This is a genomic window from Nonomuraea montanisoli (assembly GCF_013363975.1).
Taxonomy (GTDB): domain Bacteria; phylum Actinomycetota; class Actinomycetes; order Streptosporangiales; family Streptosporangiaceae; genus Nonomuraea; species Nonomuraea montanisoli.
On record NZ_JABWGN010000005.1, the window covers coordinates 88,657 to 111,160 of the forward strand.

General features: G+C 69.4%; 24 protein-coding genes. 9 read left to right on the forward strand and 15 right to left on the reverse strand.

Going from position 1 to position 22,504, the window contains the following annotated elements; genetic code table 11:
• Positions 1–146: 146 nt before the first annotated feature.
• The 6 genes from HTZ77_RS13030 to HTZ77_RS13055 all read right to left on the reverse strand — a co-directional run bounded on the left by HTZ77_RS13030 (position 147) and on the right by HTZ77_RS13055 (position 6,024).
• Positions 147–1,091 (reverse strand): aldo/keto reductase, encoded by a 945-nt coding sequence (locus HTZ77_RS13030; protein WP_175589816.1) that lies wholly within the window; start codon positions 1,089–1,091, stop codon positions 147–149.
• Positions 1,092–1,123: 32 nt separating this feature from the next.
• Positions 1,124–1,873, reverse strand: a complete 750-nt coding sequence (locus HTZ77_RS13035) for an SDR family NAD(P)-dependent oxidoreductase (RefSeq protein ID WP_175589817.1) — start codon at positions 1,871–1,873, stop codon at positions 1,124–1,126.
• Entirely contained in the window at positions 1,870–2,718 is an 849-nt protein-coding gene (locus tag HTZ77_RS13040) for a fumarylacetoacetate hydrolase family protein (RefSeq protein WP_175589818.1), read from the reverse strand. The genes HTZ77_RS13035 and HTZ77_RS13040 overlap by 4 nt, the downstream gene beginning before the upstream one ends.
• Positions 2,715–3,557 carry an amidohydrolase family protein gene (locus HTZ77_RS13045; RefSeq protein ID WP_175589819.1) on the reverse strand — a complete coding sequence of 281 codons (843 nt, stop codon included), beginning with the start codon at positions 3,555–3,557 and terminating at the stop codon, positions 2,715–2,717. The genes HTZ77_RS13040 and HTZ77_RS13045 overlap by 4 nt, the downstream gene beginning before the upstream one ends.
• Positions 3,554–3,859: an L-rhamnose mutarotase gene (locus HTZ77_RS13050; protein WP_175589820.1), complete on the reverse strand. Its 306-nt coding sequence runs from the start codon at positions 3,857–3,859 to the stop codon at positions 3,554–3,556. The genes HTZ77_RS13045 and HTZ77_RS13050 overlap by 4 nt, the downstream gene beginning before the upstream one ends.
• Positions 3,860–3,933: 74 nt before the next feature.
• Positions 3,934–6,024, reverse strand: a complete 2,091-nt coding sequence (locus tag HTZ77_RS13055) for an alpha-L-fucosidase (protein ID WP_175589821.1) — start codon at positions 6,022–6,024, stop codon at positions 3,934–3,936.
• Between HTZ77_RS13055 and HTZ77_RS47420 the strand changes: the two genes are divergently transcribed.
• Positions 6,023–6,154: a hypothetical protein gene (locus tag HTZ77_RS47420; protein ID WP_268959983.1), complete on the forward strand. Its 132-nt coding sequence runs from the start codon at positions 6,023–6,025 to the stop codon at positions 6,152–6,154. The two genes, HTZ77_RS13055 and HTZ77_RS47420, sit on opposite strands and share 2 nt — an antisense overlap.
• Here the strand turns inward: HTZ77_RS47420 and HTZ77_RS13060 are convergent.
• From HTZ77_RS13060 to HTZ77_RS13080, 5 genes are read right to left on the reverse strand one after another with little or no spacing between them, the layout of a single operon-like run.
• The gene (locus tag HTZ77_RS13060; RefSeq protein ID WP_205302599.1) at positions 6,136–7,635 is read right to left on the reverse strand and encodes a sugar ABC transporter ATP-binding protein; all 1,500 of its coding nucleotides are present in this window, start codon (positions 7,633–7,635) and stop codon (positions 6,136–6,138) included. The genes HTZ77_RS47420 and HTZ77_RS13060 overlap by 19 nt on opposite strands.
• A complete protein-coding gene (locus tag HTZ77_RS13065) occupies positions 7,632–8,555 on the reverse strand; it encodes an ABC transporter permease (RefSeq protein ID WP_175590247.1) in 924 nt (307 codons plus the stop codon). The genes HTZ77_RS13060 and HTZ77_RS13065 overlap by 4 nt, the downstream gene beginning before the upstream one ends.
• Before the next feature lie 2 nt (positions 8,556–8,557).
• The gene (locus HTZ77_RS13070) at positions 8,558–9,544 is read right to left on the reverse strand and encodes an ABC transporter permease (RefSeq protein ID WP_205302601.1); all 987 of its coding nucleotides are present in this window, start codon (positions 9,542–9,544) and stop codon (positions 8,558–8,560) included.
• Positions 9,541–10,629, reverse strand: a complete 1,089-nt coding sequence (locus HTZ77_RS13075) for a mandelate racemase/muconate lactonizing enzyme family protein (RefSeq protein WP_175589822.1) — start codon at positions 10,627–10,629, stop codon at positions 9,541–9,543. Before HTZ77_RS13075 ends, HTZ77_RS13070 begins: the two co-directional genes overlap by 4 nt.
• A gap of 9 nt (positions 10,630–10,638) precedes the next feature.
• Positions 10,639–11,589: a substrate-binding domain-containing protein gene (locus tag HTZ77_RS13080; protein ID WP_205302602.1), complete on the reverse strand. Its 951-nt coding sequence runs from the start codon at positions 11,587–11,589 to the stop codon at positions 10,639–10,641.
• Positions 11,590–11,799: 210 nt separating this feature from the next.
• On the opposite strand from HTZ77_RS13080, the gene HTZ77_RS13085 reads away from it, so the two are divergent.
• The 3 genes from HTZ77_RS13085 to HTZ77_RS13095 all read left to right on the forward strand — a co-directional run bounded on the left by HTZ77_RS13085 (position 11,800) and on the right by HTZ77_RS13095 (position 14,091).
• Positions 11,800–12,462 carry a GntR family transcriptional regulator gene (locus tag HTZ77_RS13085; protein ID WP_205302603.1) on the forward strand — a complete coding sequence of 221 codons (663 nt, stop codon included), beginning with the start codon at positions 11,800–11,802 and terminating at the stop codon, positions 12,460–12,462.
• 141 nt (positions 12,463–12,603) lie between these two features.
• Positions 12,604–13,248, forward strand: coding sequence for a hypothetical protein (locus tag HTZ77_RS13090; protein WP_175589824.1), 645 nt, complete (start codon positions 12,604–12,606; stop codon positions 13,246–13,248).
• 264 nt (positions 13,249–13,512) lie between these two features.
• Entirely contained in the window at positions 13,513–14,091 is a 579-nt protein-coding gene (locus HTZ77_RS13095; RefSeq protein ID WP_175589825.1) for an AAA family ATPase, read from the forward strand.
• A gap of 57 nt (positions 14,092–14,148) precedes the next feature.
• Here HTZ77_RS13095 and HTZ77_RS13100 read toward each other — a convergent pair whose 3' ends face one another.
• The gene (locus tag HTZ77_RS13100; protein ID WP_175589826.1) at positions 14,149–15,432 is read right to left on the reverse strand and encodes an MFS transporter; all 1,284 of its coding nucleotides are present in this window, start codon (positions 15,430–15,432) and stop codon (positions 14,149–14,151) included.
• A 53-nt stretch (positions 15,433–15,485) separates the two neighbouring features.
• Between HTZ77_RS13100 and HTZ77_RS13105 the strand changes: the two genes are divergently transcribed.
• Positions 15,486–16,361, forward strand: coding sequence for a winged helix-turn-helix transcriptional regulator (locus HTZ77_RS13105; protein WP_175589827.1), 876 nt, complete (start codon positions 15,486–15,488; stop codon positions 16,359–16,361).
• Positions 16,362–16,383: 22 nt separating this feature from the next.
• Here HTZ77_RS13105 and HTZ77_RS13110 read toward each other — a convergent pair whose 3' ends face one another.
• Both HTZ77_RS13110 and HTZ77_RS13115 read right to left on the reverse strand, forming a co-directional pair.
• Positions 16,384–17,007 (reverse strand): hypothetical protein, encoded by a 624-nt coding sequence (locus HTZ77_RS13110; protein WP_175589828.1) that lies wholly within the window; start codon positions 17,005–17,007, stop codon positions 16,384–16,386.
• A gap of 63 nt (positions 17,008–17,070) precedes the next feature.
• The gene (locus tag HTZ77_RS13115; RefSeq protein ID WP_175589829.1) at positions 17,071–17,739 is read right to left on the reverse strand and encodes an SRPBCC family protein; all 669 of its coding nucleotides are present in this window, start codon (positions 17,737–17,739) and stop codon (positions 17,071–17,073) included.
• Between the two features lie 152 nt (positions 17,740–17,891).
• Here HTZ77_RS13115 and HTZ77_RS13120 point away from each other — a divergent pair, with 152 nt between their 5' ends.
• On the forward strand, positions 17,892–18,536 hold the full coding sequence (locus tag HTZ77_RS13120; protein ID WP_175589830.1) for a TetR/AcrR family transcriptional regulator: 645 nt from the start codon (positions 17,892–17,894) through the stop codon (positions 18,534–18,536).
• Positions 18,537–18,549: 13 nt separating this feature from the next.
• On the opposite strand, the gene HTZ77_RS13125 is transcribed toward HTZ77_RS13120, so the two are convergent.
• Positions 18,550–19,242, reverse strand: a complete 693-nt coding sequence (locus tag HTZ77_RS13125; protein ID WP_175589831.1) for a TetR/AcrR family transcriptional regulator — start codon at positions 19,240–19,242, stop codon at positions 18,550–18,552.
• A gap of 75 nt (positions 19,243–19,317) precedes the next feature.
• Between HTZ77_RS13125 and HTZ77_RS13130 the strand changes: the two genes are divergently transcribed.
• From HTZ77_RS13130 to HTZ77_RS13140, 3 genes are all read left to right on the forward strand, one after another.
• A complete protein-coding gene (locus HTZ77_RS13130; RefSeq protein WP_175589832.1) occupies positions 19,318–20,214 on the forward strand; it encodes an alpha/beta fold hydrolase in 897 nt (298 codons plus the stop codon).
• Positions 20,215–20,373: 159 nt separating this feature from the next.
• Entirely contained in the window at positions 20,374–21,840 is a 1,467-nt protein-coding gene (locus tag HTZ77_RS13135) for a sialidase family protein (protein ID WP_175589833.1), read from the forward strand.
• A gap of 152 nt (positions 21,841–21,992) precedes the next feature.
• Positions 21,993–22,499 carry a hypothetical protein gene (locus HTZ77_RS13140; RefSeq protein ID WP_175589834.1) on the forward strand — a complete coding sequence of 169 codons (507 nt, stop codon included), beginning with the start codon at positions 21,993–21,995 and terminating at the stop codon, positions 22,497–22,499.
• The last annotated feature ends 5 nt before the right edge of the window (positions 22,500–22,504 follow it).

Sequence of the window (22,504 nt, forward strand, 5' to 3'; positions counted from 1 at the left end):
GCAACGCCGGCAACCCACTCGATGTCCGTGCGACGCAGGTCATAGACACGTCCCGCTTGTAGTCCGTAGGTTCCGGGTTCGAGCCATCGGCCTCAAGAGCCCTGAAGCAAAGCCCCAAGGCGTCGAAACTCCCTCGAGGCATCCGATCAAAAGCGAATTGCGGTTCCGCCCAGTAGCCGCTCCTCGGCGAGTTCGTCCCACAACCGGTCGGGGACGGGCGCGGCGACCAGGGCGGCGTTGCGACGGACTTCCTCGGCGGACCGGACTCCCACCACCACGGAGGTGACCGCAGGGTGGCGGAGCGGGAAGGCGAGCGCGGCCTGCGGAAGGGTGACTCCGTGGCTCTCGCACACTGCGGCGATTCGCCGCGCCCGCTTCAGCAGCTCGTCGGATGCGGGCGCGTAGTCGTAGGTGCCCTGCGGGTCGTGGGTGGCCAGCAGCCCGCTGTTGAACACGCCTGCCGCGAGCACGGACACCCCGCGTTCCAAGCAGAGCGCCAGCAGTCCCGCCTCGGCTGACTGGTCGAGCAGGGTGTAGCGGCCGGCGAGCATGACCAGGTCGACGTCGGTTTCGCGGACGGCACGGGCGAGCGGCTGCCACCGGTTCATACCGACGCCGACACCCTTGACGACTCCCTGGTCGCGCAGCTCCAGCAGGGCGGGCACAGCCTCGTCGACTGCCTGTCGCCAGTGGTCGTCGGGGTCGTGTACGAGTGCGATGTCGATCGAGGAGAGACCCAGGCGGTCAAGGCTGTCCTCCAGCGAGCGGCGCACGCCCTCGGCGGAGAAGTCCCACACCCGCCGGTGGTCTGCGGGCACGTCGAAACCCTGGTCGTCACGGCCGCCGCCCTCGGCAGGGACCAGCAACCGGCCCACCTTGGTGGAGAGCCTGAACGACTCGCGGGGTCTACTGGCCAGGAAGGCGCCGAGCCGCCGTTCCGACAGCCCGAGGCCGTAGTGCGGCGCGGTGTCGAACAGCCGGATGCCCGCCTCCCAGGCGGCCTCGATCGCTTCTTCGGCCTGGGCGTCGGAGACGGCGGAGAACAGGTTGCCGATCGGCGCGGCACCGAAGCCGTACGGGGTGAGTTCCATGGTGGCCAATCTGCGGCGCGAACGGTGCGAGATCAGGAGGATGGGGGTCGCAGGCGCAGGCCTTGCATGCCGCCGTCGACGGCGAGCACGGTGCCGGTGGTGGAGGCGGCCTGCGAACTGGCCAGGTAGGCGATCGCGTGTGCGACCTCCTGCGCGCTGACCAGCCGGCCCATCGGCTGGCGTTGCTCCAGGGCGGCCCGCTCTGCCACGGGGTCGGGCGCGTTGTCGAGGAGCCGCTGGACCCAGGGGGTGTCGGCGGTGCCCGGGTTGACGCAGTTGACCCGGATGCCTTCGTGGACGTGGTCGGCGGCCATGGCCAGGGTGAGCGACTGGATCGCGCCTTTGGTCGAGCTGTAGAGCGCCCGGTTCGGCAGACCCGCGGTGGCGGCGATCGAGCAGATGTTGACGATCGCCGCACTCTTCGACACCCGGAGGTACGGCAGGGCCGCCCGAGTCACTCGGGCCAGGCCGAGCACGTTGACGTCGAAGACGCGGCGCCACTCCTCGTCGGGGTTGTCCGCGACCGTCCCGGCCGCGCCGATCCCGGCGTTGTTCACCAGGACGTCGATGCCTCCCAGCGCGTCCGCCGCCTCTGCGACAGCCGTACGGACCTGGGAATCGTTCGTGACATCGGCTTTGACGCCGAGGAACGGCGCACCGGGCGGATCCAGATCCAGGCAGGCCACCCGGGCACCTCGGGCGGCCAGCAGCGTGGCGGTGGCCAGGCCGATGCCCGAGCCGCCGCCGGTGATCAGAGCGGTCAGGCCCTCGAAATCGGTCATGGCGCTTCCTTCACGGTCGAACGCTGGCGGCCGAGCCCGTCGATCTCCAACTCGACGACGTCGCCGGGCGCCAGGTAGGGGAAGCGGCCGGACAGGGCGACACCCGCGGGGGTTCCCGTGTTGACGAGGTCACCCGGGTCCAGCACGGTGAACTGCGACAGGTGCCAGATCAGGCAGGCGACATCGAAGATCATGTCGGCGGTGGTGGAATCCTGGCGCGGCTCGCCGTTCACCCACGAGCGCAGTCCCAGCGTGCCGGGAGCCTCGTCCGGAATGACCAGCCAGGGGCCGAGCGGGTTGAAGGTCTCGCTGCTCTTGCCCTTGGACCACTGGCCACCCGACAGCTCCAGTTGGAACGCGCGCTCGGAGACGTCGTTGGAGACCGCGTATCCGGCCACGCACGCCAGCGCCTCCGCCGGGGAGTCCAGGTAGCGGGCGGTGCGGCCGATCACGACGGCCAGCTCGACCTCCCAGTCCGTCTTGACCGAGCCGCGCGGCAGCATGATGTCATCGAACGGCCCGACCACGGTGTTCGGCGGCTTGTAGAACACCACCGGCGACTCCGGCGGGGCGCTGCCCGACTCGGCGGCGTGCGCGGCGTAGTTCATGCCGATGCACACGACCGCGCCAGGCCGGGCGATCGGCGCGCCGACCCGCAGCCCGGTCACGTCGAGCTCCGGCAGGTCGCCCGCCTCGTGCGCCAGCCGTACCCGATCGAGACCTCCCGACGCCAGGAACGCGCCGTCGATGTCGGCCGTCACCGCCGTCAGGTCGTGGTAGGTGCCGGTGCCGTCCAGCAACACCGGCCGCTCCGACCCTGCGGGCCCGATGCGTAGCAACTTCATTCGTCAACCTCTGGTTTGGGCAGGGCATACACATGCCGGGCGGTTCCGGCGAAGACGGCGTCACGTTCGGACGTGCTCAGCTCCGCGGTGAGGGTTTCGGCAAGAGCCACTACCTCGCCGTACGAAGCGGCGAGCTCGCAGACCGGCCAGTCGGACCCGAACATCACCCGTTCGGGTCCGAAGCAGTCGAACACATGCGAGGCGTAGGGGGCGATGCCGGTGCTGCTCCAGGAGGTCCACGACGCCACGGTGACCAGGCCGGAGAGCTTGCAGCTGACATTGGGCAGTGCGGCCAGGGCGCGGATCTCCCCGGCCCAGGGTTCGAGGCCCCCGGCGGCGATCGGCGGACCGCCGGCGTGGTCGAGGACGAATCGCACCTCGGGGAGCCGCTGGGCCACCGATCGCGCGACAGGCAGCTGATCGTGCCGTACCAGGAGGTCGTAGGCCAGCCCGGCCGTGCCGAGGTGGTCGAGACCGCGCATCACTGCGGGCCTGGCCAGCCATTCGCGGTCCGGCTCGTCCTGCACTTGATGACGGATGCCGACCAGCGGTCCGGTCAGACCGGCCAGGCTGTCGCCGACCGCCGGGTCGGCGAGGTCGACCCAGCCGACCACTCCGGCGATGAGCCCGCCGGAGTCCGCCGCGACGGCCAGGAACTCCTGGGTCTCCTCCAGCGAGGAGACCGTCTGCACCAGGACGGTGCGGTTCACGTCGGCCGCGCTCGTCGCGCTGCGCAGATCGTCGATGCCGTACGGCCTGCGCAGCGGGTCCAGTCCCGCCATCCATGGATAGACGCGGTCGCGGGGATCCCAGAGATGGTGGTGGGCGTCGATCCTCACGGCAACTGCCAGACCAGGTGCGGGAGGGCGGCGGCGGGGTCGAAGTCGCCGTCCAGGAGCAGGTTGATCCTGGCCTGCCACGCCTTGTCCGCCGGGTGGTCCCGCAGGTGCTCCTTGAGGCGCTCGTAGTCCTCCACCTCTACCAGGTGGAACAGGTCGAGCCCGGACCGCCAGATCCGCCAGCTGTGCACGCCGCCCTCCCGGAGGGCGGCGTCCAGGTCGTCGGGAATGACCGCGTGGACCGCCTCGTACTCGGTCTCCTTGCCCGGCTTGAGCCGGGTGTGCAGGACTAGCGTCTGCATCAGGCCTCCTGCCAGATCTTCCCCTGCGGGAAGAAGTAGGCATTGATCGACGAGGTGTGGATGGTTCGGGCCTGTCATCGCTCCCCGAGCACTTCCACCTCCGACATGACCAGGTAGTCCGTACCGGCGAGCTGAACGCGGACATAGCGCCCGTTGGCGTTGACCGGGACCTCGGTGGGACGGCCCGCGGCGGCCGACTGATGCACCGCGTGCACTCCAGGGGTCCTGAGCGCCTCGTCCAGCGAGGCGGGAAGCGGGTGGTCGGAGGTCAGGACATAGTAGTCGCGCAGCCTTTCCATGCAGCAGTCGTCGCGATTCCACACGCGAACGGAGTTGATCGACTTGGCCGCGCCCAGGTCGACCTGCCACCACGGTTGCGGCTCCAGTCCGGTGTGCGACAGGGAGTGATCACTGTGGGCGCCGCTGGTGTTGCCGTCGACAGCCAGGTTGGGCGGCCCGTCGTAGGCGACGCTGGACTGGCTGGCGGGCGCGTTCAGCGCCAGGTTGGCGCGGGTCACCTCGACAGGAGTCGTGACGTGCGTGGACAAGCCGTCCACGTGGACGGTCGTGTCGATCTGGTATCGGGCGTATTCGGCGTCAGGCGCCACGCTCATCGTGGTGCTCAGCTTGCGCGTCTGGCCCGGCTTCAGGAACTGCTCGCGGAAGGCGTCCGGTTGGAAGGTGAACGGTCCGTCCGTCCTGACCCGGATGTCGGCCAGGGGGATCTGCCGGTCGCCGGTGTTGGTGACAGCGATGTCGACCGGGGCGGTCTTGCCGCGTTCGATGCGGGCGGGCGCGGTGACGCCCGAGCGGATGAGGGAGGCTCCTGGTGTGTCGAACTTGAACACGTAGGCGTGCTTCAGCGTGGTCGATGCCGGCAGGTCGACGATCAGCCGCCCGTTCTGCTGCCGCCACGGCAGCGGCTTGCCGTCCCCGCCGAGGAGGGTCACCTTGGTACCCGGCCTGACGGGCAGGGTGTCGGCGAGTTCGAGCGTACGGCCCGGCCAGTTCAGGGCCGTGACGTAGAGGGCGTTCTGCCTGGTGGTGAAGCGCACGGGCACGTTCGCCGTCTTGTCCTCGAAGTCGTTCCAGTAGGTGGTGCCGCGGATCGCCTCGCCGTTGGTCCGCATCCAGGCGCCGAGGTCGCGCAGGACCTGCTGCTGGTACTCGGGAATGGTGCCGTCGACGCGCGGCGACATGTTCAGCAGCAGGTTGCCGTTCTTGCTGACGATGTCGACGAACATGTCCACGATCGTCTCGGAGGTGAGCTGCCGGTACGGCGGGCGGATGTCGAACCAGCCCTGGATGGTCTCTGCGGTCTCCCATTTGAACGGCTCGATCGAGGCCAGCTTGGTCCGCTCCGGCGTCAGATAGTCGGGCTGGCGGCGGCCCGAGTGCTCGCCGGGCGCGTCGGTGAGCTTGCACCGGTTGTTGATCAGGACTTCCTTGGGCTGGTCCCGGTTCTTCGCCTGGTTGTAGTAGTGCGCGACGGTGGGGGCCAGGTTCCAGTAGGCGGTGTTGCGCACCCAGTCGCCGTCGCACCAGATGAGGTCGGGATCGTAGGTGTCGATCAGCTCGGTCATCTGGTCGTTCATGAACGCGGGGTAGCTCTCGACCGGCTTGTACCCGGTGTACGGGATCTCCTGGCCGGTGTAGGGGTTGCGCGGCTGCTTGCCGGTCTCCGCGGGGTTGAGCCACTCCCACAGCGAGTAGTAGGCACCCCGCCTGAGCTCGGGCGCCCGCTTCTTCGCCGCGGCGAACAGCTCCCCGACCAGGTCCCGGTGCGGCGGCTGGACCACCGAGTTGCGGTCGGAGTACTTGCTGGGGAACAGGGAGTATCCGTCGTGGTGCTTGGTGGTCAGCACGAAGTAGCCGGCGCCGGAGTCCTTGATCAGGTCCACCCACGATTCCGGGTCGAACCTGGTCGGCTGGAAGTCCTTGAAGAAGTCGTCGTAGTTGACGTTCTCACCGTATTTCTCCCGGTGGAACTTCCAGGTCGCGGAGTTCGGGGTGTTCATCGAGTTCTGGTACCACTCGTCCTGGCCGGGGACACTGGTCGGCCCCCAGTGGATGAAGACGCCGAGTTTGGTGTCGTTGAACCAGGCGGGCGCCTGGTGCCGGGACAGCGACTCCAGAGTGGGTTCGAAATCGGGAGTCGTCGCCATGGAGGGAGTTGTCGCCATGGAGGGAGTTGTCACCGTGGAGGGAGTTGTCACCGTGGAGGGAGTTGTCGCCATGGAGAGGGTGAGGAGTAAGGCGAGGCCTACGTTCATGGCTCAGATCTCCTTTGAGTGAATGAGCCTGATCACGGCTTGGCTGGTCCGGTCGTAGTGGTGGTCGTTGTCGAGCTCGCCGCGTATCCGGAAGTCGCGCATCACCAGCACGCGATCGGCCAGCGTGATCATCTCGGCCAGGTCACTGGTGATGAGCAGGATGGCCATGCCATCGGCGGCGAGCCCCCAGATCAGCTCGTGGAAGGCGCCCTTGGTACGCACGTCGATGCCGACGGTCGGCTCGTCGATGATGAGGATCTCTGTCTCGGCCGCGAGCCACTTGGCCAGCGACACCTTCTGCTGGTTCCCGCCGGACAGCTGCCCGGCGAGCTGGCGGGACGAGGCGAGCTTGATGCCGAGCCGGTCCACCCACATGCTGACCAGCTCGCCCTCGCGGGCCGGCGACACGTGGCCGAGCGCGCCGGCGATGCGCCCCCAGACGGTCACGGCGATGTTGCGCGAGACCGGCTGGTCGAGGAAGAGGCCCTCCTCCTTGCGGTTCTCGGTCACGTAACCGATCCGGTGCTTGGCCAGGGCCTGCCGTACGTCCTTGATGACCACGTTCTTTCCGCGCACCCGCACCGAGCCCGACTCGATGGGCTCGAGTCCGAGCAGTGCCTTGGCCAGCTCCGACCGGCCGGATCCGACCAGGCCGTAGAGTCCGACGATCTCGCCCGGCCGGACGGAGAGCGAGACCTCGCGGTGGCCGGCCGCCGTCGAGATCCGGTCCAGCTCAAGTACGGCGGGCTGGGTGGCAGGCGGGCGCGGCGGGAACGACAGGGCCTCCCGCGAGCGGCCCACCATGAGATCGATCAGGTCGTCCCTGGCGTGATCGGCGATCGGCTCGGCGTCCAGCACCGTGCGGCCGTCGCGCAGGACGGTGACGGTGTCGCAGATCGCGAAGACCTCCTCCAGCTTGTGGCTGACGAAGAGCACCCCCGCCCCGGAGTCGGCGAGCTTGCGGACGACGGTGAACAGCAGCTCCGCCTCCGCCGGGCTGACCGAGGCGGTGGGTTCGTCGAGCAGCAGCACGCGGCTCTCGCCGTACAGGGCCTTGGCGATCTCGACGAGCTGCCGTTGAGCGACCGACAGCCTGTCGACCCGCACATCGGGGTCGAGGTCGACGTCGAGCAGACCGAGGATGCGCCGGGCCTCCGCCCGCATGTGCGCCCGGTCGACCAGGCCGCGCCGTATCGGAAGCCGCTGCAGGGCGATGTTCTCGGCCACCGAGAAGGCGGGGATGAGGTTGCGTTCCTGATGGACCGCGCCGATCCCGGCCTGCGCCGCCTCGGTCGGCGATCTCAGCGTCACCGCCTCACCGCCGATGAGCAGGCGGCCCTGGTCGGGGCGCTGCACTCCGGTGAGGATCTTGATGAGGGTCGACTTGCCCGCGCCGTTCTCGCCCAGCAGGGCGTGCACGGAGCCGGCTTCCAGCCGCAGGCTCGCACCGTCGAGGGCGCGGACGCCGGGAAAGACCTTCACCAGCTGGTCTGCGACGATCACGATGAACCCCCTGACCGGCGCGTCTCACGCGCGCGGGTGAGCACGACCGTGCCGAGCACGACGGCGCCGACCACGAAGTTCACCCAGCTCGGCTGGAGGGAGAACTCTGCGCGCGCGCTGTCGACGAGGCGCACGATGAACGCCGCCAGCACAGTGCCGAGCACCACGGCCGTGCCGCCGGTGAGCACCGCGCCGCCGATGATCGGGGCGGCGAAGCTGGGCAGCAGCCAGTCCCCGCCGATGCTTCTGTTGACACCGGGAGAGACAGCCACCGTCACCACGGCCGTGATGGCGACCACCAGACCCGACAGGGTGTGCGCGAGGATGACGGAGCGGTCGTTGGAGACGCCTGACAGCGTGGCGGCCAGCGGGTTCGAGCCGGAGGCCAGCATCCTACGGCCCGGCGCCGCGGCCCTGAAGAACATCGCGACCAGCGCGGCCACGCCCAGAGCGAGCAGGAAGACGAGTGGGATGTTCAGGACGGACGCCTGGCCGAACTCCTTCAGGCCGGGTGAGTAGTCACTGACGGTTCGGGTCCCGACCAGGCGGTACTGCGCGCCGATCAGGATCGTCATCGTGGCGAGCGTGACGATGAACCCGTTGATACGGGTGAACACCACCAGCGCACCCGTCAGCGCGCCGACGGCCGCGCCGAGCGCCAGCCCGATCACGATGGCGGCTGGGGCGGGAACGCCGAGATCGGCCATGAGCACACCCATCGCGCAGGCGAGGAACCCGCCGAGCGCGCCGACGGCCAGGTTGAGCTGGCCGACGCTCAGCGCGATCATCTGGGCCAGGCCGATCAGCACCGGCACGGGCAGGAACTGGAAGAAGGTCTGCACGGCGTTGCCGGAGGCGAACGCCCCGCCTGACGCCACCACGAGCGAGAGGTAGCCGGCGACACAGATCGCGATGAGCATCCTCACGATTTCACCCCCCGGCGTTGAAGGAAGCGATCGGCGGACAGCGCGAGCAGGAGGATGACGCCCAGGTACACGTTGAGATATTCCAGGCCGATCCCGACCAGTTCGAGCCCTCTGCGGATCACCAGGGTCAGCGACGTGCCGAGGAACGTGCCGATGACGGAGACCACTCCCCCGGCCATTGCGGTGCCGCCGAGAATCGCGCCGAGGAAGGAGGGCAGCAGGAACTCCTCGCCGATCGTCGCCCGGAACGACCCGGTGGCGACCGCGAGCATGAATCCGGCCAGCCCCGCCAGCAGCCCGCTCAGCAGGTGCGCGGTGACCACCCGGCGGCGCGTCGGGATGCCCGACAGCTCGGCGGCGAGCGGGTTGGACCCGGTCAGCAACAGCTCCCGGCCGGGCCGCGTGCCGTGGTAGAGGTATCCGAGCGCCAGCATCGGCGCCACCGCGAGCAGCATCATCTGCGGTACGGCGGGCGACCCGCACACGTTGCCCAGGCACACATCGCCCAGCGAGTACTGGCGCAGCTCGCGCATGCCATCGGGTTTGACGGTGAAGGCCGCGTTCGCGGTGAGCGCCGTGTAGACGACCGGGATCAGGCCCAGGAGCGCGAAGTCCATCGCGAGCGTGACCACGAAGGAGTTGACCCCGGTCCTGGCGATGATCCAGCCGGTGAAGGCGCCGATCGCCGCGCCCGCCAGGAGGCCGATGCAGAGGCCGGCGTACAACGGCAGGTGGAGCCGGTCGTAGGACAGCCCCATGAACATCGCGGAGAACGCCGCCATGCGGCCCACCGCGAGGTTCATGTGCCCGATGGAGAGCACGACCATCTGGGCCAGCCCGACGACGGTGTAGATGGCGATGTCGCGCAGCAGCGGGAAGAGCACGAGCCGCTCGTCGAAGAAGGCCGGGCTCAGCGTGCCGAACACGACGACGAGCACGACGATCAGGCCGAGCAGTCCGAACAGGGGCTTGCGGGTGCTCACGCCATCCGCCGCCTGTCGATGGCGTCGCGGTCCCAGTCGATGCCGAGCCCGGGGGTCTCGGGGGCGACGGCGTGCCCGGCCACGATCTCCAGCTCGCCGTGGGTGATGGCCCGCAGCTGCGGGATGTGTTCCACGTATCTGCCGTTGGGGATCGCTGCGGCCAGGCTGACGTGCAGTTCCATCAGGAAGTGCGGGCAGACGGCGACGTTGGCCGCCTCGGCGAGGTGCGCCACCTTGAGCCACGGGGTGATCCCGCCGACCCGTGCCACGTCCACCTGGACGATGGAGGCGGCGCCCGCGGCCAGGTATTCGCGGAATTGGCCGATGGAGTACATCGACTCGCCGACGGCGACCGGGATCGACGTTGACCGCGCCAGGTGGGCGTGGCCGGACAGGTCGTCGGCCGGCATCGGCTCCTCGAACCAGAAGATGTCGAGAGCCTCGAACGCGCGGGCCCGCCGCGTCGCCTCCGCATGGGTGAAGGACTGGTTGGCGTCGACCATGATGTCCATCGCCGGTCCCACGGCCTCGCGGACCTCGCGCAGCCGCTCCACGTCCTCGTGAAGGCTGGGCTTGCCGACCTTGATCTTGACTCCCGGCCAGCCGGCCTGCTTCGAGGCCTTGGCACCGCGAGCGAGCTCGTCCGCGGACAGGTGCAGCCAGCCTCCCTCGGTGTCGTACATCGGCACCTGCCGCCTGAACCCGCCTGCCAGCCGCCACAGCGGCTCACCGGCCCGCAGGCAGCGCAGGTCCCACAGGGCGGTGTCCACCGCGGCGAGCGCGAGCGAAGTGATCGCCCCCACGGCCGTTGCCCTGGTGTGCGCGAACAACTCGAACCACAGCCGCTCGATGTCCCGTGCGTCCTGCCCCACCAACTGCGGGAGCAGGTGTTCGCGCAGCATGGACAGCACCGCCCGGCCGCCGGTCCCGATGGTGTAGGCGTAGCCCGTGCCGGTGTTCCCGTCGTCGGTGCCCAGCTCGACGAAGATCGTTTCTTGCTTGACGAAGGCCTGCACGGCATCCGTCCGTACGGTTTCCACTTCCAGGTCGACGAGGTAGGCGTCGACCTGACAGATCTTGGTCACCCATGGCTCCTAGCGGCAGGAGAGCAGCTCAGCGGCGAACCGCTGCTTGATCTGCTCGGACGTCTTGCGCCGCTCGGTGTCGTAACCGTCGACGTTCTCCTTGGTGACGAGGAAGGACCCGGAGTCGATCACCACTCCCGGCTGCCGCATCGTGCACTGCTGACTCTGCAGCAGCGCCAGCGCCCACGAGCCGACGTAGGCCTGCCCACGCGGGTTCTGCGCGATCGTCGCGTAGGCCGATCCCTCGCGGATCGCGCGGAGGATCTCCGGATCGTCGTCGATCGCCACCACCTTGATCGGCAACCCGGCCTTCTTCACGCCCGCGGCCGCGGCCACGGCGGGGTTGTAGGCCGTGCTGACGATGCCGCCGATCTCCTTGCCGCGCGCGGCCAGCAGGTCGGCCACCGCCTTCTGGGCCGTCTGCAAGTCCTTGTCGACGTCGGCCACGACGGGCAGGAGCTTCACCGCGCCGGAGGTCTCCTCCACCGCCTTGTCCACGCCCTTGATCCGGCGCTGGGTGTTGGCGTCGACGTTGTTGCCGGTCAGGTGCACGAGCACGCCCTTGCCGCCCATGGCGTCAATGGCCGCCTTGGCCGCCTTGTAGGCCGCCACCTCGACGTCGGTGGACAGGCAGAAGTCGGCTTCGTTGGTGTCCCCGGCGGGGCACGAGGCGAGCGAGGCGACGGCGAAGCCCTTGCTCTTGAGGTCGCCGAAGGTCGTGTTGATGTCGGTGGGAGAGACTCCGAAGACGCCGAAGGCGTTGTAGCCCTGGGCCGCCAGCGAGTCGAGCAGGTTGTTCTGCTTGGCCTGATCCCATTCTGCGGTCTCGTTGAAGACGACCCCGCCCAGATGGAAGTCGGCGGCCGACTGGCGCGCCGCCTCCTTCCAGGGCTGAAAGTACGGGTGTGCGCCGCCGGGCACCAGCGCCACCTTGACCTTCGAGCCCTCCCGGAGCTCCACAGGCCCCGAAGCCGTGGCGGTGGAGGCAGCAGTGGGGACGGCTGCGGATTCTGTGGGTCGGGTGCTGCAGCCGACCAGGCCGAGCAGGATCAGGCAACAGGCTGCTGATGGAGCGATTCTCATGTTGAATCCGAGATCGTATAGGAAATATCCTGGCTGATAATGCTAGGGTGAGTCGAAGTAGTCAAGGGGTCGTCGAAGGGATGTCGGGTGACCGGGATAGCCCTGCCGCAGCGCACGGTGCTCTCAGACAGCGTCTACGAGGCCGTCAAGGCGCTCATCATGGATCACACCCTCGAACCGGACGCGAAGATCAACATTGACGCGCTGACCCGCCTTCTCGAGGTCTCCCATACCCCGGTCCGCGAGGCCCTGGCCCGCCTCGAGTCCGACGGGCTGGTCATCAAGCTGCCCCTGCGCGGCTACAGCATCAGCCCGCTGCTCACCCGCAAGGAGTTCGAGGACCTCTACGAGCTGCGACTCCTCCTGGAGCCGCCCAGCGCACGCCGCGCCGCGGAGGCGATGACCCCGGAGGGCAGGCGGGCGCTGCAGGAGGAGATGACCTCGTGCGAGGAGGCCCCTTCGGGCAGCCACTACGAGGACTACAAGGCCGTCACCGCCCACGACGCCCGCCTGCACGACCTGATCATGGCGCTGGCCGGAAACGACGCCATCCGGCTCGCGTTGGAACGCACCCACAGCCACCTGCACCTGTTCCGGCTGCACTACGGCAGCCCGATCGGCTCCCGGGCGCTGGAGGAACACCAGGCGATCGTCACCGCCCTGGTGGCCGGCGACCCCGCCGAGGCGGAGTCCACGATGCGCGCCCACCTCGAACGCGCCCGCGACCGGCTGTCGGCCGCCTTCGAGTAACCGCGGCGGGAACGTTCACCCCTCGCGTCCCCTCGGATACTGAGCTTGGCAAAAGTGAGAAGACGGTGTGATCATCGCCTACTGCAAGGGCGTGAGGGGCAACAGAGGTCCCAGCTTGATCAACCACTGGAGACAAGGGTGATGGACAAGGACGTCGCAGAGGAGCAGGCCGACATCGTCGCCACGCTGCTTCACCATGCGCACACACCGCTCACCGGCTCCGTGTACATCCGCGGAATTCTTCCGGCACCGGCATCCGAACCATCGGTGTGCGTGGTCCTCGGCCCCCCGAACGGATCAGTCGACGAACCCGACCAGATGGTCGGCTATGACATCCCCTACCACGTCGGCGACCACTACCTGACCGGCCCCAACATCGCCGGGATCCTCCGCACGGTCTGCGCAGGCATCGGCCTCGACCCCGGCAGCCACGTCGGCGACCTGATGGGAATCCCCCTCATCACGGTGGATGACCCCTTGTCCGTCGATCTCTCCCCGTGCACACCTGAGGACAACGCCTACACGATTCTGCGCACCCTCGTGTGGCCCTGGAGTGAGGAATATCCTGATCCACTCTTGCTGGGATTCCTCTTCTGCACCGCAGACAGACTCCGGCTCTACCTGGCCTCCAGCCGAGTCCCGGAAGGCGTCGTCGCGGTGGACACGCGCCCGTCAGGAGCCCTCACGGCTCTCTTGGCCGCGCTTCCGACTCTCATCACCGAGACTTCGCGCTACGCCGAACCCGATCCTTACTCCGTCCGCCTGGTCGACCTCACCGACTGGTAGGAAGTCCCGGACATTGCGCCGGTGCACGCATCAGGGCCCGATTCACTAGCTCGCCTGGCCGGGAGGTGCAGGGAGAGTACCGCCCTCACGATCGCCTGACTGTGGCGGGCCGCCGTTTCCGGCTGGGGGCGATCGGTTCCGGGTTCGCGGCGAGCCGCCTTCGAGATGGGCGGCCAGGTCGCTGCGCATACGGCCTGGAGGCCGTTCTCTCGCGCGCCCGTGCTCGGGCCGCGCAAGCAGCACGCCATGACCTAATATCAGCCAATGCTCGTGGTCCTCGTGAACGGCCTGCCCGGAGCAGGCAAAACCACCCTGGCCAAGCCACTCGCCCACGAGCTTGGTCTGCCCCTGTTCAGCAAGGACCGCATCAAGGAAACGCTGGCAGACCACATCGGCATCACTCCACCCGCCGGACTCACCGGCCGCCAGTGGAGCCGGCGACTCGGCGTCGCAGCAGGTGAGACCCTCTGGGCCCTACTCGCCGACAGCCGCCAGGGCGCGGTACTGGAGAGCTTCTGGCCGGTCAGCCTCCGACCAGTGGTGGTTGGCGGACTCCACCGTGCGGGAGTACAGACAGCACACGAAGTCAGGTGCACGGTCCCCCCTGCCATCGCACGTCAGCGCTACGAAGAACGCGAAGCAAGCAGACACCCGATCCATCAGGGGATCCTCGTCAGCGATCAGCACTGGGAACAGCGGACGCTCGAAGCCGAGCCGCTCGATCTCCACCACACCTACCACGTGGACACAACCTGGCCCGTGGATGTCAGATGTCTGGCGACGGAGATCCGCAGAAATAGCAACACGGGCGCCTCCGGCGAGGGCACTCCGGCTCCAGGATGATCACCCGCCAGGTATCGGGACCAGGGCCGGCGTGACTGCTCCAAGCTCCCAAGGGGGCTAGGCCTGTTCGGCGTCAGCGGTCAAGGCCGGCGAGCCGGTCGATTCGTCGCCCTGCCGGTAGTCGGTGAGATCGCGCAGGCGCCGGATCGGTGAGGCCAGCAGGACCAACGGCATGCAGGCGGCAGCGACGACGAAGAGCATCAGGGCGACCCGGCCGCCGAGAACCCCGGCAACGGCTCCGGCGGCCAGCCCGCCGATCGGGATCGCACCCCAGGAGACGAAACGGACTGTCGCCATCACCCGGGGCAGCAGGTCGGGCGGGCTGGCGATCTGGCGGTAGGTACGGGTCACCACGCTGAGCACCACCACGCCGGCGGAGAAGACCACGTTGCCGACGGCGAAGGCGGCGAAGCCCCGCCAGCCGGTGCCGAGGGGCACGACGAGCGCCCCGGCGAGCGAGACGAATCCGGCGACGATCAGGGCGCGGGCGGTCCCGACCCTGGCCGTGATCCGGTTCGTCAGGGCGGCGCCGATCAGCGTGCCGACGCCGTCCGCCGCCAGCAGCAGGCCGACGAAGCCGGGTTGGGCGTGCAACTCGCGCACGAGGTACAACGCGTAGAGCGCGTGCTGGGCCCCGCAGACGGCGTTCGCCGCGGTGGCGGCCCACATGCACGGCCCCATCACCGGGTGGTGCACGACGAAACGCCAGCCTTCCCGGATCATCGCGCGTACCGGTGGCCAGCGGTCGGGGGCCTCCGCGCGGCGTTCGGGCAGGGTCCGCAGCAGCAGGGCCGAGACGAGGTAGCTGGCCGCGTCGACGAGGAGGGTCGGCACCGCCCCGAACACCTGGACGACGAGACCGCCGACGGACGGCCCGGCGAGCTGGGTGGTGGCGTGGGTGCCGGAGGTCAGGCTGTTACGGGACTGCAGCTGCTCCTTGCTCACGATCGACGGCAGGAAGGTCGAGTTGGCGACGTCGAAGATGACGTCCGCGAAGCTGATCACGAGGGCCACGATCATCAACTGGGCGACCGTCAGACAGTCCAGCCACCAGGCCAGAGGTATGGAGACGACCGCCGCCGCGCGTGCCAGGTCGGCGACGACCTGAACGCTTCGCATGGGCAGTCGCTGCACCATCACCCCTGCGGGCAGGCCGATCACGATCCAGGCGACGTAACCGGCGGCGGCGATCATGCCCATCTCCAGCGCGGAGGCGTCGAGCACCGTCAACGCCGTCAGCGGCAGCGCCACCGCGCCCACCGCCGAACCGACCGCGCTGGTCGTGCCGGCCGTCCACCATCGCCAGAAGACGCTCGCGCCGCGCGCACTGCCGACTGCCATCTCGACATCTCCTCGGTGAGTTCCAGAATGGAACGCACTCTATACTGGGGCGTGTGAAGCGCGCTGATCTGTCCGACGCCGACTGCGGAATCGCGCAGGCGCTCGGAGTGATCGGTGACTGGTGGACGTTCCTGGTGGTGCGGGACATCGCCGGCGGCACCACCCGCTTCGACGGCCTTCAGCGCGCGCTCGGCGTCAGCCGTCGCGCTCTGGCCGAGCGCCTGGCCGGCCTGGTCGAACACGGGGTACTGGCGAAGCGGCTCTACTCCGATCGCCCGCCGCGCTACGACTACCTGCTGACCGCGAAGGGCGAGGGCCTGCTGCCGGCGCTCATCGCGCTGCAGGACTGGGGCACCAGGCATGTGATGGGCGACGGGGCGCTGACCGCGACCAGCGAGGAGGGGTCCGCCGAGACCCGTCGGGTGCATGAGCTGATCAACAGGCGACTGCCGGACGTCGTTCTGGAACGACACGACGGCGAGCGGGTCTCCCCCGGCGCGACGGGCGGCGCCTGGACCCTGCTCTACTTCTTCCCCGGCGCCTTCGCCCCCGGCACCCAGGATTTTCCGCCCGGCTGGGGTGACATTCCGGGTGCGCAGGGTTGCACGGTGGAAGCCCTCACCTACGCGTCACGGCATGCCGAGTTCGAGGCGTCCGGTGCGGTGATCCGAGGCGTCAGCACCCAGCGCCCGGACCAGTTGGCCGCCTTCGTCGCGCACGCGAGGTTGCCCTACCCTCTTCTGTCCGACCAGGACGGCAAGCTCGCGGCCGGGCTGCTGCTGCCGACCTTCCGGGTGGCCGGCGTCGACCGCTTCAAGCGCCTCACCCTGCTGGCCGACCCCGACGCGATCATCCGCGCGGTGCAGTTTCCGATCAGCGATCCGGCCGGCTCGGTGGACGAGATGCTCGCCCTCGTCCGCGGTCGATGACCACCCGCATGCGCCGGCGCGATCAAGGCAGCTCGCCGACCGGGGCGACGATGTGCGTGCCACCGCCGGTGCAGCGCCAGATGGCCGTCTCGTGCTCGTATCCGGCGTACAGGCCGCGATTGTGCGCGGCGCAGACAGGCCAGACTTTCATCGTCATTCCCATGATCGTTTCCTGGACGGCCTCGGCGACCTCCCCCAGCGCCCATTGAACGTTGCTGCCCGCGATGGCGTCGATGCCGTTGCCGTGATAGCCGCCCCGGAACTCCGCCCAGGCGCGCGCCCTGCTGTCCCAGTCGTGGGTGATCAGGCGAAGCGTACCGGCGACCCCGCCGGTACGGACGTCGCGCTTCACGACCTCCAGCGCCTGCTCCAGCGTCGTCCACAGACGGGGTTCGAGCGTGAATCCCGGCTGGAAGCCGGCTTCGCGGAGAAGGGTCTCGCCCAGGCGGGTCAGGTCGGCCGGGGTCAGCTGGGCAGTGGGGCGTTCGAGGAGCTCCCGCGTGGCCGGAGTGCCTTCGCCCCATTCCTCCAGCAGGAACGCCAGTCCGAGGAGGGGTTCGGCGTCAAGGCCGCCGTCGCGCAGTGCCGTGTAGATCCGGCCCAGCAACTCGTCCTCCAGCTGTTCGGCCTGCTCGTCGGAGTGCACGCTGCAGTGTCGCCCACCGCGTGAACCCCCGGCAAGCAGGCGGCCCTGCGGTGAGGTCGGACCTCAGGCCAGGCCGCCGTCATGGCCGGCCTCGGCAGTGGTCTTCAGGTCGGTCAGCCAGGCCTCCAGGCCCGCGCCGAGGTAGCCGGTGGAGGTCGGCACGTCGGCCTCCACCTGGGCGCCGGTCCAGGTCTCCTCGGTACGGACCAGCACGCCACCCTTGACCTTGGTGAAGTTCCAGACGTGGACACCCCGGTCGATGCGCAGTCCGTCGCCGATCGCGGGCCCGGTCCAACGGATGCACTGGTTCTCCTCGGCCTGCCGGACGGTGGAGGTGATGACCAGGGTCGTGGCGGGGGTCGTGGCCGTCTCGGGCACCGGGGTGGTCCACCGGAACCGCGAGCCCGGGCGCAGCTTGCCGGAGTCCAGGCGCTTCGCGCTCGCGACCGGCGGCTGCCACGACGGCCAGCGCTCCACGTCGGTCTGCAGCTTCCAGATGGTGCGCAGTGGCGCCTTGATCAGGGTCTCGGTGCGGTACCGGATCTTGGCGGCCGGGTCGACGCTCTGGCCGCCGCAGGTCAGGGGTGCCGGGTGGGGCCGCTCGGCGGCGGCGTTCCGGGCGTGGCCGGCGGCGGCGGATGACGGCGAGGCCACTGCGAGCGTGCCGGCCATGGCGAGCGGGATGGCGAACAGCGCGGCCGACCGACCGGCCCGGCGGGTGAACTCGGACATGGTTTTCCTCCTCGGTGCACGGGTGAGATCCGGCGAGCCGTTGTTACCCGGGCTCGCGTTAGTTAGAAGCTATAACGCACTTCCTGTTTACGTCAATAGCGTTGGTGATACCCTCTAACCATGTTCGACTGACGGAGAACGGCGAGGCGCCCATGGACGGAGACGCGGCGAGCCCGCGCGAGCGCTACCGAGCGCAGGTGCAGGGAGAGATCAAGCAGCACGCGTGGGAGCAGATCGCCACGACGGGCGTGTCCGCGTTGTCACTGAAAGCGATCGCCAAGCATCTGGGCATGAGCGGCCCTGCCCTCTACCGGTACTTCGCCGGCCGGGACGAGCTGATCACGGCGCTCATCCGGGACGCCTACCGCAGCCTCGCCGACACCCTCCGCGCGGCGTACGACTCCGGCGCCGAGGTCGCCGGCCTGGCTCATGCGGTGCGCGATTGGGCTCAGAGCGACCCGCACAGGTACTTCCTGATCTACGGCACACCCGTTCCCGGGTATCACGCGCCCGCCGACACCACGGCGATCTCGAACGAGATCATGACGGTGCTGACAGGCGCGTTCCGTGAGGCCGGTGTCCCGCCCTCGGACAGCCCGTTCGAGGCCCATCTCGACGGCCATCGGCAGTGGGCGGCCGACCCGTCGGTGCCGACGGCGGCTCTGCGCCGGGCGCTGTCCTTCTGGACCCGGCTGCACGGCGTGCTGTCCCTTGAGCTCGCCGGCCACTTCGCCGGAATGGGCATCGACCCCGCGCTGCTGTTCGCCGACGAACTCGACGATCTGCTGCGGCCCTGACCGGCGCCGGACGTCACCCCGGCAGCCCCAGGCCGGCGAGAAGCTGCCGGGTCATGCGCTCGAACGACTGCCCGGGATCCTCGGGCGGGTCGAGGGACGAGCCCGCCATGGCGGCCGCGATCAGAGGGTGACGTCCGTCGGCGGCGAGCTGGGCCCGGTAGGCCGCCTGGGCGGCCTGGCGGGCCGTGGGCGTTCGCCGTTCCTGAAGCTCGAGCTGCGCGAACAGCATCACCAGGCCGTTCAACAGGCTGATGGCTTCGAGCTTGCGGCGTCCCGTCATCGGTACGTGCTGGAGAGCGCGCAGCGCGTACTCCAGGTAGTCGGCGGCGCGAGGGCCCAGCCGGGTTCGCTCGACGGGGACGTCCAGGAGCCAGGGGTGCCGCAGGCAGAGGTCTCTGGTGCGGGCGGCCAGCGAGAGGAGGTCGTCGATCGGGTCGCCGGTGAGCGGGACGCTCAGGTCGACCTCGCCGGTCACGGCGTCGTGCATCAGGTCGATGAGGTCGTCACGCGTGGCGACGTACCGGTAGAGGGAGGCCGGGCCGGTGCCGAGCGCCTTGGCGATCTGCCTGGTGGACACCGCCGCCAGGCCGCCCGCGTCGGCCAGGTCGATGGCGACCGCGGCGATCTGCGCCCGGCTGCGTTCGGGGGCGGGACCGCGCGCGCCCCGCTCGGGTCTCAGCCATATGCTCGCCGGCTCCTCGGGCACCCGTTCTCCTTCCGCTCTGGCATGCCGCTATCGTAAATTACCGCGAACATCGATCGCAGTATTGGGGAGGCAGTCGTGCAGACATCTCAGGCGTGGACTCCGGTCCGCTGGGCCGCGCACGGTGACGTCCGCCTGGCGTTCGACCGGCTGACCGGCGACGATCGGGGAGAACCGCTGCTGCTGATCACCGGCCTCGGCGTCTCCCGGCTGTGGTGGCCCCAGGGACTGAGCGAGGCATTCGGCGCGGGCGGCTTCGCCGTGGCCCGCTACGACCAACGGGACGCGGGGCAGTCGACCCGCCTGCCGGCCACCACGGCCCGCAGCCCGGTCGCGGCGCTGTTCGGCAGGCGCGGCGCGGCCTACACCGCGGAGGACATGGCCGACGACGCGATCGCCGTGATGGACGCGCTGGGCTGGGAGTCCGCGCACCTGTTCGGCGTCTCGCTCGGCGGCGCCATCGCCCAGCGCGTCGCCGTCCGGCACCCCGGTCGGGTCCGGACGCTGACGACGATGTCCGCCGTCCCCGGCGACGCGGCGGGCCTGGAGACCATCCGGTACGTCCGGCTGAGCACGCTCGTCAGGCTCTCCCGCCTGAAATATCCCGACACGGTGGAAGGCGACATCGAATCCGGTGTCGCTGTCGCCCGGCTCATCTCCTCGCCCGGTTACCCGTTCGACGAGCGATCCACCCGCGAGGCGATCACGCGCATCGCCGACGCGGGCGTCCGGGACGCGCGCAGCCAGAGCCGTCAGATCGGCGCCCAGTGGCACGGCCCGCCGATCAGCACGATCAAGGCGCCCACGCTGGTCCTGCACGGGGAGGGCGACCCCCTGATCCGCCTCAGCGCGGCCCGCCGGATCGCGGCCCGCATCCCGGGCGCCCGCCTGCGGATCCTGCCAGGCGTCGGCCACGAACTGCCCGAGCCCGTATGGGAGACGATCGTCGGCGAGGTGCTCGGCCTCCAGTCCTGAAGATCTTCCCGGAGCTGAACAGTGGGTTAACGGACAGGACGAAACTGATCTTGTTGCAGTACCCTGCCCTTGATCGTTTACCCGGCTCGCTGGGTACGCCCCGCGCCCCGGCGAGGCGGTTACGCGCCCTCTTGGACCCATCAAAGATGAGGAAAGCTCGTGATCCGACGTTCCAGGGCATCGTTAACCGCGGCGGCCATCCTGCTGGCCGGCGCCGTTGCACAGCCCGCCTTCGCGGATGATGCCGCAACTCCCCGACCTGCGGTCGTACGGCCGGTCTCGGGCTTCAGCCCGCTGCCCGCAGGCTGCGGGCTTCCCCCCGGCGACGGCTACACGCTGAACCCCAACACCGAAGTCCTGCCCATGCTGGCGCGGGACCCGAACCGCCCGTGGCACCTCGTCACGGTCTTCCAGCAGGACCGCTGGAACCGGTACGGCAGCAACGGCGCGGTCACCGCCGTGTCGGAGGACTACGGTCGGACCTGGCAGCGGTCCGAGAACCTGCCCGCCTTCTCCCGGTGCAACGGCGGCACGACCGCCAACGGCGGAGACTACGACGTCACGACGGACAACTGGGTCACGGTCGCACCCACGGGCACCGCGGTGGCCGCGTCGTTCTCGCTGTCCCGCACCGGCGAGGTGACCGCCATTCTGGTGTCCCGGTCCGCCGACGGCGGCTGGACCTGGGACGCGCCGGTCACCCTGCAGCGCGACGACAACCCGCGGTTCTTCAACGACCGCCCCTCGGTGACCGCGGACCCGTACCACCCGGGCGTGATCTACGCGGTGTGGGACCGTATCGACAACCAGTCGACCGACACCGAAGAGAACTGGGTGCAGCCCATCTACCTGGCGAAGTCGACCGACGACGGGCGCACCTGGACCACGAGCAAGGTCTACGACGTCCCCACCAACAGCGGCGTCATCGGCACCCAGCTCGTGCCGCTCCCGGACGGGACGCTGCTGATCGGCATGCACCACGAGACGGACACCGAGGGCGCCACCCAGGTCATCCGCTCCACCGACGGCGGCCGGACCTGGTCGGCGCCGACGCTGAACGTCCCCGCCCCGCTCGCGGTGGGCCCCCGCATCCCGGACCCGGACAACTCTGGGGATCCGGTGCGTAACGCCTCCCTGCCGCTGCTGGCCGCCCAGCCGGGCACCCAGGTGGTGAACGCGGTCTGGCAGAGCCAGGACGCCGACGGCACCTTCCACGTGGCCTACTCACGGTCGACCGACGGCGGGAAGAAGTGGTCCAGCCCGGTCCGCGTGGACCGGACGCCCACCGGCTCCGCCGCCGTACCGGCCGTCGCCGTGTCCCGTACGGGGACCGTGGCGGTCACGTACTACGACTTCCGCAACAACACGCCCGACGCCGCCACCCTGCCCACCGACGTGTGGGCCGTGACCTGCGCCAAGAGCTGCACGCAGTCCGGGGCGTGGCGCGAGCAGCACCTCGAGGGGCCGTTCGACGCGCGGAAGGTCCCGGCGACGAGTGTCGGACGCCTGGTCGGGGACTACACCGGCCTGGTGTCGACCGGCACGGGCTTCACGGCCGTGTACGGCGTCACCACGGGCGATGTCGCCAACCCGGTGGACGTCCACAGCGCTGTCTTCTCCGGCTGAGCTCGCGGGCACGCCCGAGGAGATGTCGTCACTGGGCGAGTACGCCCGTGACACCACGGAGAGCCGGCGGCCGGCCGGGAGCACGTCACCCGGCCGGCCGCCTGACAGCCACCGTGCCCTGCCGGAATACCGGCGTGATCTACGCTGGCCGCATGAATCCACAGGCTGTGGACTGGGCGGCGATCCCGGGGCCGACGTGGTACCGGCCTGAGGACGTCGTGAAAGCCTTCGCCGACCTGCTCGCGAGTCCTCCTCGTGAGGACCTGGATGAAGGGCACGGCATTCGGTCGGCCGTAGGAAACGATCACGCCGGGACGCTTTGTCCGGCAGCCGTGGCAGGGACCGACGTGTTGTTGGGCGTCATCGCCGACCACCCCGGACCGCCCAGGCAGATCGCCCTTTGCGTTCTGCTCGATTGGTGGGGGTGCTTTCACCCTGAACCAGGCTTCGAGACGTACACCGGCCAGGAAGGAGAGACGATCGACGTCATCACGGCGATCGTCGAGCGGGTCGGACGAGCGACCGGCGCCCTTCGGGCGATCGCGGAACGCGACCCTCATGCCGGCGGCCTCATCCGAGAGCTGATCGCAGCGCATGGTCAGGGATGGACGGTCGTCGGTTCCAGCCCCGACGGCAACGCGACCGATCTCCGAGGTTGACCGCT

Excerpts from the sequence above, each read along its gene's own strand:
- HTZ77_RS13030 (WP_175589816.1), bottom strand. The coding sequence starts at position 1,091 with ATGGAACTCACCCCGTACGGCTTCGGTGCCGCGCCGATCGGCAACCTG.
- HTZ77_RS47420 (WP_268959983.1), top strand. The coding sequence starts at position 6,023 with ATGGAGGGAGTTGTCGCCATGGAGGGAGTTGTCACCGTGGAGGGAGTT.
- HTZ77_RS13140 (WP_175589834.1), top strand. The coding sequence starts at position 21,993 with ATGAATCCACAGGCTGTGGACTGGGCGGCGATCCCGGGGCCGACGTGG.
- HTZ77_RS13035 (WP_175589817.1), bottom strand. The coding sequence starts at position 1,873 with ATGACCGATTTCGAGGGCCTGACCGCTCTGATCACCGGCGGCGGCTCG.
- HTZ77_RS13115 (WP_175589829.1), bottom strand. The coding sequence starts at position 17,739 with ATGTCCGAGTTCACCCGCCGGGCCGGTCGGTCGGCCGCGCTGTTCGCC.
- HTZ77_RS13065 (WP_175590247.1), bottom strand. The coding sequence starts at position 8,555 with ATGCTCATCGCGATCTGTGTCGCCGGCTACCTCTCGCTCGTGGTGGCG.
- HTZ77_RS13055 (WP_175589821.1), bottom strand. The coding sequence starts at position 6,024 with ATGGCGACGACTCCCGATTTCGAACCCACTCTGGAGTCGCTGTCCCGG.
- HTZ77_RS13100 (WP_175589826.1), bottom strand. The coding sequence starts at position 15,432 with ATGGCAGTCGGCAGTGCGCGCGGCGCGAGCGTCTTCTGGCGATGGTGG.
- HTZ77_RS13050 (WP_175589820.1), bottom strand. The coding sequence starts at position 3,859 with ATGCAGACGCTAGTCCTGCACACCCGGCTCAAGCCGGGCAAGGAGACC.
- HTZ77_RS13040 (WP_175589818.1), bottom strand. The coding sequence starts at position 2,718 with ATGAAGTTGCTACGCATCGGGCCCGCAGGGTCGGAGCGGCCGGTGTTG.
- HTZ77_RS13090 (WP_175589824.1), top strand. The coding sequence starts at position 12,604 with ATGGACAAGGACGTCGCAGAGGAGCAGGCCGACATCGTCGCCACGCTG.
- HTZ77_RS13120 (WP_175589830.1), top strand. The coding sequence starts at position 17,892 with ATGGACGGAGACGCGGCGAGCCCGCGCGAGCGCTACCGAGCGCAGGTG.
- HTZ77_RS13095 (WP_175589825.1), top strand. The coding sequence starts at position 13,513 with ATGCTCGTGGTCCTCGTGAACGGCCTGCCCGGAGCAGGCAAAACCACC.